The following is a 12,582-nucleotide window of genomic DNA, read 5'->3' as shown; positions in this document are numbered from 1 at the left end:
GTTACGCTTCCCCTCTAATCATTCGTATAAACAGTTCGTGGATGCGGCGCTCACCCGTCACTTCCGGATGGAAGGAGGTGGCCAGCAAATGCTGCGATCGAACGGCTACTGCACGGACTTCTGGGACGATTCTACCGGTTTGCTCATCCGCAGGGAGTTCAACACTAGCAAGGACCTGCACGGACTCCCCCACGCGCTCCACCCACGGCGCCCGGATAAACACCGCATGCACGGGGGTTTCCGGCTCGCCGGGCAGGGCCAGCTGCGCGAAGTTCAATTCAGTCTCGAAGGAGTCAACCTGGCGCCCGAAGGCGTTGCGCCGCACTGTGATGTCCAGCCCGCCCAGGGTCTGTTGTGCCTCGCCTTTCATATCCTTGGCGGGGTCTGCGATGTCGTTGGCCAGCAGGATCATGCCGGCGCAGCTGCCGTACACGGGCATTCCGGCGGCTATGCGCTCACGCAGGGGCTCGCGCAGCTCAAAGATGCGGGTCAGTTTGTCAATGGTTGTCGATTCCCCTCCCGGCAGGATCAGTCCGTCGACGGCGTCCAGCTCGGACCGGCGTCGAACACTGATGACACGCGCGCCGGCGGCCTCGGCGGCACGGGCGTGTTCGCGCACATCGCCCTGCAGTGCCAATACACCCACCAGGGGCTGTTTGGGCGCTGCGGAATCAAGGGTTTCATGGAAAGTCTTAGTCACATTTACATCTTAGTTGGGCGCAAAGTCACATCGATTACTTCACCTACGCGCCGTGACGGTTGGCAGCACTGAAGAGCTACACCAAGTAGCATTGTGCGAGGACTGACGTGCTAAAGATGAGGTAAGTAGTATGTGCGGAATCGCTGGTTATTACGGTTATGGAGCAGACGAAACGCTCCTGCAAGAGATGAACGCGTGCATTGTGCACCGCGGCCCCGACGGTGAGGGTATCTATACCCACGGCAACGTGGGCCTGGCCCACCGCCGTCTCTCCATCATCGATGTGGCCCACGGCCAGGAGCCGATGTACAGCGCCGACGGTGAAACCGTCCTCATCTACAACGGTGAGGTCTACAACTACTTGGACCTGCGTGCTGAGCTGGAAGCCCTGGGCCGGACGTTCTCCACCAAGTCGGACACCGAAGTTGTGCTGCAGTCCTACGAGGAGTGGGGCGACGCCGCCTTTGACAAGTTCAACGGCATGTTTGGCTTTGCCATCCATGACAGGAAGAACAACCGCCTGGTTCTGGCCCGCGACCACTTCGGCATCAAGCCGCTGTACTACGCCACCGCCGGCACCGCGCAGGCCCCCACGCTGCTGTTCGGCTCGGAAATCAAGCCCCTGCTGGCTGCCAACAAGATTGAGACCGGCGTCAACGAGCGGATCCTGTACCGCTACCTGCAGTTCCGGATTCACGACGACGAATCCGCCACCTTCTTCGACGGCGTGCAGAAGTTGATGCCCGGCGAGAAACTGGTGGTGAACACGGTTGACAGCGAGGCTGGCCCGGCCGGCACCGTCACCATTAGCTCCTACACGCGTTTCAAGGAAGAGCTGGCCGAGCTGGCCAAGATTGAAACCCCGTACTCCAAGGCCGTCATTGACGAATACCGGGAGCGTTTCACCGAGGGTGTCCGCCTGCGTCTGCAGTCAGAGGTCCCCGTGGGCACGGCCCTTTCCGGCGGACTGGACTCCTCCGCCGTCGTGGTCACCATCAACAAGCTCATGCAGGAGAAGGCAGCAGCCACCGATTCCCTCGGTGCCCAGCAGCAGACCTTCTCCGCAGTGTTCCCCAATTCGCTCAATGACGAGGAAAAGTACGCCGACGCCGTGCTGGCCCGCTGCGAAGGCAACGTCATCAGCCACAAGATCCGCCCGCAGGCCACCGAATTCGTGGAGGACCTGGAGGACTTTGTGCGCACCATGGAGGAGCCCATCATCTCCTCCGGCCCGTACGCCCAGTACCAGGTCATGCGTGAGGCGTCCAAGCACGTCACAGTGCTCCTGGACGGCCAGGGTGCCGATGAGATGATGGCCGGCTACATCCCGTACTACTTCGCTTACTTGCGCCAGTTGAAGAAGAACGGGCAGAACGCCAAGCTGGCCAAGGAATTGGTCTCCAGCTCCGATATCTTGTTCCGGCTCGCCCGGTTCCGCATCCAGGGCGCGCTGACCTTCAAGAAGGCCGCCGGGATCACCCCGCTGCTGAACAAGAAGTTCACCGCCGCGCACAAGGGCGAGACGTTCTCCAACATCCCGGACAACTTGAAGCTGCGTCTCATTGACGACCTCTTCCACAAGTCCCTGCCGGCTGTGCTGCGCTATGAGGACAAGAACACCATGCGCTTCTCCTTGGAGGGCCGCGTGCCGTTCCTGGACAAGGAAGTGGTGAAGTTCCTGTTCAGCCTGGACGATGAGTCCATCATCAAGGGCGGCTGGAACAAGCGCATCCTGCGCGACGCCACCCGCGAGTTGCTGCCGGAGATGATCAGCAACCGCCGCAACAAGATCGGCTTCACCACACCTGAAGCCGAGTGGTTTGGCCTGATGCAGGAAAAGATCTACGAGATCTTCCTTTCCTCCTCCTTCGGTTCACGGCCCTATTGGAACCAGGACGCCGTCATCTACGCGTTCGAGGAATACCTGAGCGGCAAGTCCGCCGGCTCCACCATGGTCTTCTGGCGCCTGATCAACACCGAGCTGTGGCTGCGCGAGTTCTTTGACCAGCCCGAGGTCAAGGCTGGCATCGAGGGCAAGAGCGACTACATCCCCAACGCCGACAAGAACCTGGACATCACGGTTCCGGACAACGCCGGCACCTTCCGCCGCTACCCGCTGCGCACCGAGGTTTTCTACAAGGAAACCGACTTTGACCCGGCAGTCATGACCTACGTCAAGCGCTACTTTGACGGCCTGCCCACAGCAGGCGGGGACCACGGCGAAGCCACCGCCGACACCCCGTGGTACCTGTTCGTCTCGGAGAAGATCGTTGCCATGACCCAGGGCCGCTCCATCCCGGTCTGGGACATCAAGGTCTCCAACGCGGCACGCATCTTCAGCAAGTTCGTCACCCGCAACCCCGGCGGCATTGGCCTGGCCAGTCCCTGGTCCATGCAGCTGGCCATCGATGAGGTGGGCCTGCCCAAGATCATGTACGCCTCCGCGCGCAGCGTCATTGGCAAGCTGCAGGGCAAGTCCGGTGTGTTTTATGAGGTTGTTGGCCACAACATCAACGCGATCGACGGCGCAGCCGGCTACCAGGTGGGTACCTCAACACACTCGGTGAAGTACGCGCCCATCGACCCCGACGGCGTGGCGGCGCGCCTCAGCGCCCTGGTCCGGGCCACTGTTCCGGCCGAGTTTGCGGCGACGTTTGCCGGCACAGCCATCATGGACGCCAACGATCTTGGTGTGGTTGCCCTGGGCCACGACACCGCACTGCCCAAGGCTGTCCTGGAGAACATCTTCCGCGACAACCCGCAGGGTCAGACCACCGAGACAACACCCATGTCTCTGGTGTTCACGCAGAAATAGTACCTGGCGCCGAGGCGCGATACAGGCCCCTTCGCCTGTATCGCGTCTCGTCTTGTTTAATCAAAGCTCATTCACAAACGGAAGATACCTCATGGTGACGATCGCAGATTGTCAGCGCACCCAACACGCCTGGTTTAGGGCACTTGCCGAGGCCACGGGCGGACGGTCGTTTACCACGCATCAGATGGACTGGGTGTGGCTTCCGCAGACACGGGAAATGCTGTGCATGTTCCCCACCAACGTCACCGAGGCCGGCTTGTTTCCTGCCTTGGCCGAGGCTGAGCGCCGAGGTGCGGCAACTGTGGGCATCTGGCTCAACGCTGCCGTCCGGGCGGGGCACTTGGCCAACTACCGTTTTGAACCTGGCTGGCAGCCGTGGTGGATGACGCGGAGCCTTGATGTGGAGGCCGTAGCTGCGGCCAGCGAGTCAGTTGATGACCGAGTCAGCCTCAACACCGCCGTGGAGAACCAGGTGTGGCTCGCCACTGCCCACGTCGGGTTGGATGTGGCGGGGCAGTCCTATGCGTACTTCCCGCCGGAGCAGGGCGCCAAACATCTGGCCGGGATTTTCGACATGTCGGTGGAGGCAGAATTCCGCCGCACGGGGCTTGGCACGTCCCTGCTCAACAAGCTCTCCGAGGCGGCCTTCAACGCCGGCGCCGAGCATCTTCTGCTCAACGCCACCCCTGACGGCCAGCGACTCTACAGAAAATATGGCTTTGAGCTCATCGGCAAGGGCCAGACGTGGTGGTTCCAGGTCCCGCAACTGGGTGTCCAAAGCGGGACAACGCAGTAGCCACGGCATCCTCCCCTGCCGCGTAAGTTGAGCCCTTAACGGCGTCGAGCCTGCCAAGATCACAAGATCTCGACAGGCTCGATCACCGGAAAAGCAGGCCCGGTCACCGGTGCGGTGAATCAAACAGCGGGTGTTACCAGCCTCGCTCAGCCAAACGGTGCGGCTCGGGGATGTCGGCAACGTTGATGCCCACCATTGCCTCACCGAGGCCGCGGGAGACGTCGGCGATGATCTTGGCGTCGTCGAAGAACGTGGTTGCCTTGACTACCGCTGCAGCACGCTGCGCCGGGTTGCCTGACTTGAAGATGCCGGAGCCCACGAAGACGCCGTCGGCGCCGAGCTGCATCATCATGGCAGCGTCGGCCGGGGTGGCGATGCCGCCGGCGGTGAACATGACCACGGGGAGCTTGCCGGTGGCGGCAACTTCCTTGACGAGCTCGTACGGGGCCTGCAGTTCCTTGGCGGCAACGTACAGCTCGTCCTCGGGCAGGGCAGCCAACTGGGCGATCTGGGTGCGGATCTTGCGCATGTGGCCCGTGGCGTTGGAAACATCGCCGGTGCCGGCCTCGCCCTTGGAGCGGATCATGGCAGCACCTTCATTGATGCGGCGCAGGGCCTCGCCCAGGTTCGTTGCACCGCAAACAAAGGGAACCTTGAAGTTCCACTTGTCGATGTGGTGCTCGTAGTCGGCCGGGGTCAGAACCTCGGACTCATCAATGTAGTCAACGCCCAAGGACTCCAAGACCTGGGCCTCAACGAAGTGGCCAATGCGGGCCTTGGCCATGACGGGGATGGACACGGCGGCAATGATGGCGTCAATCATGTCCGGGTCGCTGGCGCGGGAAACGCCGCCCTGGGCGCGGATGTCCGCAGGGACGCGCTCCAAAGCCATGACGGCCACGGCGCCGGCATCTTCAGCGATCTTGGCTTGTTCAACGTTGACCACGTCCATGATGACGCCGCCCTTGAGCATTTCGGCCATGCCGCGCTTGACACGGCTGCTGCCGGTCACGGGTGTTGCTTCGGGTGTAGACACAAAAAACCCCTCTGGAAAGGAATGAAAAAAGAGTCACTGTGCACGTGATGCGTCGCACAGCCAGGATCATTCTATTCCGGGGGTTTCCCGCCTTTTAAACGAGTGTTACTGTCCGCTGTGCAGGTCCTGCGCCAGGGCCTGCCTGCGCACCGTTCCCACCCTTTGGACCACCGTGACCAGGCTGGCCACAGCCAGCAAAACAAGTACGACGGCGAGCACGGTTTCGGGGATGCCCAGGCCTACCAACCCGGTCGCCACCAGCACCACCACCAGCCTGTCCGAGCGCTCCGCGATGCCAACGTTGGCGGTCATGCCCAGACCTTCGGCCCGCGCCTTGGCGTAAGAGACGATGGAGCCAAGCACCAGGCACGTCAGCGCCATGGCGGCGATGAAATGGTTGTTGCCACCGGTGTAGAACCAGATGACGATGCCGGCAAAGACGGCCCCATCCCCCACCCTGTCCAGGGTGGAGTCCAGGAAGGCCCCCCACGGGCCGGAGCGGCCCAGCATGCGAGCCATGAGCCCGTCAACGATGTCCGAGAAGACAAACACAGTGATGACCACCGTGCCCCAGAACAATTCGCCCAGTGGGTAGCCGATCAAGGCGCCGGCCGCCACACCCAGGGTGCCGATGATGGTGACCGCGTCAGGGGAAACTTTCAAGCGCACCAAAAAGGCGGCGACGGGGGTAAAGATCGCGGCAAAAAGCGCGCGAGCGTACTTATTTAGCATCGCTGTCCTTTTCGGGCGTGTGCGTGTATTTTCCAGCCGCTGCCCACGCCGCAGACACTTGCTGGCGCACGTCATCAAGAGTTTGTGTGATGGCCTTGGTGCCGGCGATGATGGGCATGAAATTCCCATCCCCGCCCCACCGCGGCACAATGTGCTGGTGCAGGTGGGCGGCTATGCCGGCGCCGCCGGTGACACCCTGGTTCATGCCCAGGTTGAAGCCGGAGGGGTTGGACACGGCACGCATTACCTGCATGCCCTGCTGCGTCAGTGCGGCAAACTCGGCCGTCTCCGCCAAGGTCAGGTCCGTGTAGTCAGGCACATGGCGGTAGGGGCACACCAGCAGGTGGCCCGGGTTGTACGGGTAGAGATTGAGCACCACAAAGGCTAGTTCGCCGCGGTGGACGATGAGGGAATCCTCATCGCTGCGCGATGGGGCCTCACAGAACGGGCAGTTGTGGCTGCCCGTGACATGGTCCTGCCCGCCTTTGACGTAGGCAAGGCGGTGGGGCGTCCACAGACGTTGAAAGGCATCCGGAACCCCGGGGAGTTCAAAATTGTCCACAACGGGCTCGGGCGCCCCACCGATTTCACTCACGCCGTGCGGTTCCTAACGGCTTCAACAATGCGGGACACGGCCTCGGACACGGGCACCCCGTTGTCCTGGCTGCCGTCACGGAAACGGAAGGACACAGCGTTGGCATCGGCGTCGTCGCCACCGGCAATCAGTACAAAGGGAACTTTGTCCTTGCTGGCGGTGCGGATCTTCTTCGGGAAACGGTCGCTGGAGATGTCCACCTCGGCACGGATGCCGGCCTTCTTCAGCTGAGCGACGACGTCGTACATGTAGTCGTTGAACGCCTCGGCAACCGGGATGGCCACCACCTGGACGGGTGAGAGCCAGGCCGGGAAGGCGCCGGCGTAGTGCTCGGTCAGAACACCCATGAAACGCTCCACCGAGCCGAACAGCGCACGGTGGATCATGACGGGGCGCTGGCGGGTGCCGTCGGCTGCCTGGTATTCCAGTTCAAAACGCTCGGGCAGGTTGAAGTCCAGCTGGATGGTGGACATCTGCCAGGTGCGGCCCAGGGCGTCCTTGGCCTGCACGGAGATCTTGGGGCCGTAGAACGCGGCTCCACCGGGATCGGCGACGAGTTCCAGGCCGGAGGCCTCGGCAACCTCTGCCAGCGTGCGCGTGGCCTCGTCCCAGACGTCGTCGTCGCCGACGAACTTCTCCGGGTTCTTCGTGGAGAGCTCCAGGTAGAAGTCCTCCAGGCCGTAATCCTTGAGCAGTGAGAGGACAAAATTCAGCGTCTCGGTGAGCTCATCCTTCATCTGCTCCTTGGTGCAGTAGATGTGGGCGTCATCCTGTGTCATGCCGCGCACGCGCGTCAGGCCGTGCACCACGCCTGACTTCTCGTAGCGGTACACCGAGCCGAATTCGAACAGGCGTAGCGGCAGTTCGCGGTAGGAGCGGCCGCGTGAGCGGAAGATCAGGTTGTGCATGGGGCAGTTCATGGGCTTGAGGAAGTAGTCCTGGCCGGGCTTGCGCACCGTGCCGTCCTCATTCAGCTCAGCATCAACGTGCATGGGCGGGAACATGCCGTCGCGGTACCAGTCAAGGTGGCCGGAGACCTCGTAGAGGTGGCCCTTGGTGATGTGCGGTGTGTAGACGAAGTCGTAGCCGGCCTCGACGTGGCGCTTGCGCGAGTAGTCTTCCATCTCCTTGCGGATGATTCCGCCCTTGGGGTGGAACACCGGCAGGCCGGAGCCCAGCTCGTCGGGGAAGGAGAACAGGTCCAGCTCGACGCCCAGCTTGCGGTGGTCGCGGCGCTCGGCCTCGGCGATGCGCTCCTGGTAAGCCTTCAGGGCTTCCTTGGTGGGCCAGGCCGTGCCGTAGATGCGCTGCAGCTGCTGGTTGTTCTGGTTGCCCAGCCAGTAGGCCGCGGAGGTGCGGGTCAACGCAAAGGCGTTGGAGATGAGTTTCGTGTTTTGCAGGTGCGGGCCGCGGCACAGATCGCACCACACTGCCTCGCCGCTCTTGCGGTCAACGTTTTCGTAGATGGTGATCTCGCCAGCACCCACTTCAATGTTCACACCTTCGGCGGAGTCGGCAGCGTCATCGTTTTTCTTGCCCAAAAGCTCCAGCTTGTACGGCTCGTTGGCCATGGCAACGCGGGCTTCGTCCTCGGTGACCACGCGGCGGGCAAACTTTTGGTTTTGGTTGACGATCTTGAGCATCATCTTCTCAAGGGTCTTCAGATCCTCGGGTGTGAAGGGCTCGGCTACGTCAAAATCAAAGTAGAAACCGTCGGTGATGTACGGCCCGATGCCCAATTTGGCGTCGGGGCGCAACGCCTGCACGGCCTGGGCCATGACGTGGGCTGTTGAGTGACGCAAAACGTCCAGGCCGTCGGGGGAATCAATGGCAACGGGCTCCACGGAAGCGTCTGCTTCCAGCACTGCCGAGAGGTCCTTCAAGACCCCGTCCACGCGCATGACAATTACTTCGCGGCGTTCAAAGAACAGCTCCGCGCCGGTGGTGCCGGTGGCCACCGAAGTCGCGACGCCCTCGACCTTGATGGTGATTTGTGTATCCACTGGCACGTTTAACTCCTTGTTTTGTCCTGTGTGGCTCCATGTCTAAGCAACATACGGGGGTTGCTGTGAGCCTCTTTGATGGTATCGGGTTGGTGGGACCCCTTCCAACACGGGCGGCGCCGGGAGCAGGGGTGTGTTTTGCAAATCCCAGGCCTCCAACGCCTGAACAGTGATTCCCCGTGGTCCTGTTCGCCGCGTCAACCCCCGGATCAGGAGCATCCTGGTGCCAAAAAGCAGGGGCCCCGACTTTTCCTGCGCCTCGGAAAAGAAGGTGGCGTCCACACACCCGGTGCCGTCGTCAATGCTGATAAACACCACCCGTTTCCCGCCCCGCATGGGTGGCGTTTGCGTGGCCACCCGCACCCCTGCCACCAAAACCTCACTGTTGTTGCGCATGCCCAGCAGCTGGTCAGCCCGGCTGACCCCCAAGTGTTCCAGAAGAGGTGCGTAACTTCCCATCAGGTGATCGCTCACGTCCATGGACAACAGGTCAAGTTCGGTGCGTACCGTCTCCGCCATGCTGGCCGCCGGATGCACAGCCGGCAGCGCCCCTAACTCCACATCCTCCAGGGGCAGGTGCAACTGGCCCGCAATGGGATGGTTGCGCTTGCTGCCCTTGCCGGCAGGGAGGCTGTTGACGTGGGCTATGAGGTCGGCACGGTTTGCCGTATTGCCGGTAAGGCGTTGTGCCTGGTGGTGCAGGGAATCCAGGGCGCCGAGCTGGGCAAGCCGCTTCAACGCGGGCCGGCTCAGCTTGGCCCGATCACGCAGATCAGCCAGCGAGTCATAAGGCTGGCCGTGGAGGATCCTTTTCAGTTCCGTCCCGGAGAGCCCATACACCCCGGCCAGGCTCATGCGAATACCTGTCACGTTGCTGGCTGTCCGCTCGGCACTGTACTGGCCGCCACTGGCGTTGATGTCCAGCGGCAGGATGGGGATGCCCAGGCGCCTGGCCTCAGCCACCAGCAGGCGCCGCGGATACATGCCGGGATCGTGCTCCCACAACCCCGTCAGAAACTCGGCTGGATGGTGCGCCTTCAGCCAGGCCGACTGGTAGGTGGGAACAGCAAAGGCAGCCCCATGGGCCTTGCAGAAGCCAAAACTGCCAAAAGCCTTCAGCGTCTCCCACACCTCATCAATGACAGCCGTGCTGTAACCGTGCGCAGTGGAGTGTTCCCTGAAGTACTTTTCGATGGCTGGTTCCACGCCGGGCTTTCCCAGCCCACGCCGAAACTCGTCCGCGCGGGACAGGGTGCATTTGGTCATGACACTGAAGGTTCGCAGCACCTGTTCATGAAAAACCGTCACCCCGTGTGTCTCCGCAAGGGCCGGTATCAGATCCGGGTGCGCGTAGTGGGCGGGGGTGAAGCCCGCCCTGTTTTCCAAGAACGGTTTCACCATATTTGATTTCATGGGGCCGGGCCTGAACAAGGAAATGTCAATGACCAGATCGCTGAACTCGGTGGGCGCCATCTTGCCCACCAGTTCACGCTGGCCCGGGGACTCAATCTGGAAACACCCCAGCGTGTGGGTGCTGCGGATCAACTCAAAGGTGGGTTCGTCGTCGAACGGGACGGCATCAAGATCAATGCCACCCCCCTCGTTGATGAACGGCGCCGCCGGGTGGTGCCCGCCCTCAGCGGCAACGGCCTCCTTGGAAGGGTGCAGCCGGATGATTTCCCGCACGGCATAGGCCATGGCGCTTTGCATGCGCACACCCAGCACATCGAGTTTGAGCATGCCCATGGCATCCATGTCGTGCTTATCAAATTGACTCATGGGCAGGCCCAGCCCGCTCGGCTGCACAGGTGTCCTGTTCAATAAGGACGAATCCCCCAGGATCACCCCGCAGGGGTGCATGGAAATGTGCCTGGGCAAACTGTCCAGGCGTTCGGTGAGGTCAACCAGCAGATCCAGCTGGGCGCCTCCTTGCGCATGGCGGGAGTTTTCCACCTGTGCGGCAAAATCGCGCAGCTCAGGCTTCTCCTCCAGCGCCTCCCTGAAGGATCCTGCCGAAAACCGCCACAGCTGTTTGGCGATTTGGTCAATATCAGCCTTGTCCATGCCCAGCGCCAGCCCGGCATCCCTGACAGCGCCGCGGGCACGGTAGCTGTTTTGCATGCTCATCAGGGTGACCCGTTTTGAGCCGAAACGCTCAAAGATGCGTCTGTATACGTTGTGGCGTTCCGCGCTTTCCACATCAAGGTCAATGTCCGGCAGCGTTGACCTGTCCAGGGAGAGGAACCGTTCAAAGAGCAGGTCATTGGCTATGGGGTCCACCGCGCTGATGCCCAGCAGATAGTTGACCAGGGACGACGCCCCGGACCCTCGCGCCGCCCGGCGCACCCCCATGTCCTTGATCATCTCCGAGACCTCGGCCACAGTAAGAAAGTAGGAATCGAAACCCAGACCACTAATGGTGGCCAGCTCCGTCTCGAGCCTGCCGCGCACCTCCAGCAGCTTTTTGCCCGGGAGTCCCCCAAAGCGCTGGTTCAGCCCCGCTTCCGTGCGTTGGCGCAGCTCCATGCCGGCTGGCTGCGTCAAACCCAACACTTGAGACTCGGGGGTTTTGGGCTGCTTCCAGCCAAGATCCGCTGCAGGGTCAAGCCTGCACTTGTCCGCCAATTGTTCCGTGTTGGACCACAACTGCCTCAGCTCGGCACTGCCATAGCCGCCCTGGTGAACAATCTCCTGCGCCACGGACTGCATCTGGGCAGCATTTTTAAGCCAGGCCTGCCCCGTGGGTTGCAAGTCATTGAGCTTCTCCAGGGGCGAGATGTTCCTGGCAGCATCCAAGACATCCGCCGTTGGCGCATCGTCTTCACAGCTGTAGCGCACGGCGTTGCTCAAAACGGCCGGCACATCAAACTCCTGCGCCAATTTCAGCATCCGCACAGCATGGGATGTGCTCATGGGCGCACCGGGAGCGCTCAGGCGGCTCAGGATTTCCACCACAAGGGATCCCACTGGCATGGCATTGCGCCACGAAAGGAATTTGGTGCGCGGCAGCAGATACTTGCGCCCGTTCAGCGCCCTGCCCACGGGAGAACCAGGACCCAGCAAGACTGTTAAGACTGCCCTGCCGGAAGCCGGATCCAGCACGGCTGCAGCCAGTTGGGCCAGGGTGATGCCCACCAGCCCCCGGGGCTGGTCATGCGCGGCCGAAATGAGGCGGCACAGGGCGCCGTAACCTGCGCCCGGAGCCACGAATCCCCCGCCGTGGGCCAGGATCACCACACGCCCCGCCACTTCCAGACCGTTTTGCCCCTCTTCCAACACGGCAAGGTCAACCCCTACAAGGGGGTCAATCCCGGCAGCCCTGCAGGCCTTGACATGTTTAACGGCGCCATAGAGCCCATCCCTGTCGGTGATAGCAAGCGCGTTGGCGCCGTCTGCCGCCGCAGCCTGGGCCAAGTCATCAGGCCAGGAAACCCCATAGTGGGCGCTGAAGGCTGAGGCGCAGTGCAAATGGACAAAGTTACGCACCCTCCTGCAGCTCCTTAAATTTCTCATCCAGCGCGTCATGGATTTTTATGACGCGCCAACGGTCACTGGGCCGGTACCTCACCAGATCCAAGGTCAACAACTCCGTTGCGCCATCCTGACGCACTTGCACCCGCCACATTTGGGTGTCCACGTACCCCACTCCCTCGCCAGGCCGCATGCGGGTCTCACTTTCCCACCAGGGCCGCCGTTCATACCAACACAATGGTTCGGCGGCCAGGTCATAGAGCCGTCCGCGCCACCACAGCTGCACCAGCGCCCCCTCGGCTGAGCGCACCACATTGACTGACTCGCTAAACGTGCCCATGCGTGCACTCCACCTCCACCCGGCAATACCAACTCAGCATCATATTCTTGATCCGAATGGCTTATTAGTACATATATCCGAATAGATTTAAGTG

The 12,582-nt window shown here is 61.9% G+C and carries 9 protein-coding genes; 2 read left to right on the top strand and 7 right to left on the bottom strand.

The genetic code is table 11. The features are described from left to right. Position 1 precedes the first annotated feature (1 nt). Positions 2–700, bottom strand: coding sequence for a pyridoxal 5'-phosphate synthase glutaminase subunit PdxT (gene pdxT / locus CVS27_RS09920; RefSeq protein WP_279325065.1), 699 nt, complete (start codon positions 698–700; stop codon positions 2–4). 130 nt (positions 701–830) lie between these two features. Here pdxT and asnB point away from each other — a divergent pair, with 130 nt between their 5' ends. Continuing rightward, positions 831–3,515, top strand: coding sequence for an asparagine synthase (glutamine-hydrolyzing) (asnB, locus tag CVS27_RS09915; protein ID WP_103465565.1), 2,685 nt, complete (start codon positions 831–833; stop codon positions 3,513–3,515). A 91-nt stretch (positions 3,516–3,606) separates the two neighbouring features. After that, positions 3,607–4,311, top strand: coding sequence for a GNAT family N-acetyltransferase (locus tag CVS27_RS09910; protein WP_103465564.1), 705 nt, complete (start codon positions 3,607–3,609; stop codon positions 4,309–4,311). Positions 4,312–4,444: 133 nt separating this feature from the next. Here the strand turns inward: CVS27_RS09910 and pdxS are convergent, their stop codons facing one another. The 6 genes from pdxS to CVS27_RS09880 all read right to left on the bottom strand — a co-directional run bounded on the left by pdxS (position 4,445) and on the right by CVS27_RS09880 (position 12,488). After that, positions 4,445–5,347, bottom strand: coding sequence for a pyridoxal 5'-phosphate synthase lyase subunit PdxS (gene pdxS, locus CVS27_RS09905; protein ID WP_103465563.1), 903 nt, complete (start codon positions 5,345–5,347; stop codon positions 4,445–4,447). A gap of 105 nt (positions 5,348–5,452) precedes the next feature. Beyond that, positions 5,453–6,079 carry a phosphatidylinositol phosphate synthase gene (gene pgsA / locus CVS27_RS09900; RefSeq protein ID WP_103465562.1) on the bottom strand — a complete coding sequence of 209 codons (627 nt, stop codon included), beginning with the start codon at positions 6,077–6,079 and terminating at the stop codon, positions 5,453–5,455. Beyond that, positions 6,069–6,674, bottom strand: coding sequence for an HIT family protein (locus CVS27_RS09895; RefSeq protein WP_103465561.1), 606 nt, complete (start codon positions 6,672–6,674; stop codon positions 6,069–6,071). Before CVS27_RS09895 ends, pgsA begins: the two co-directional genes overlap by 11 nt. Further along, entirely contained in the window at positions 6,671–8,677 is a 2,007-nt protein-coding gene (gene thrS / locus CVS27_RS09890; RefSeq protein WP_370739496.1) for a threonine--tRNA ligase, read from the bottom strand. The genes CVS27_RS09895 and thrS overlap by 4 nt, the downstream gene beginning before the upstream one ends. Positions 8,678–8,719: 42 nt before the next feature. Further along, complete coding sequence (locus tag CVS27_RS09885; RefSeq protein ID WP_243400120.1) at positions 8,720–12,163, bottom strand: DNA polymerase III subunit alpha; 3,444 nt, start codon at positions 12,161–12,163, stop codon at positions 8,720–8,722. Next, entirely contained in the window at positions 12,156–12,488 is a 333-nt protein-coding gene (locus CVS27_RS09880) for a DUF6504 family protein (RefSeq protein WP_103465558.1), read from the bottom strand. Before CVS27_RS09880 ends, CVS27_RS09885 begins: the two co-directional genes overlap by 8 nt. Positions 12,489–12,582 lie beyond the last annotated feature (94 nt).

Source organism: Arthrobacter glacialis (genome assembly GCF_002909445.1).
GTDB lineage: Bacteria > Actinomycetota > Actinomycetes > Actinomycetales > Micrococcaceae > Specibacter > Specibacter glacialis.
Note: the sequence above shows the minus strand (reverse complement) of the source record. Positions and strands in the feature narration are given on the sequence as shown.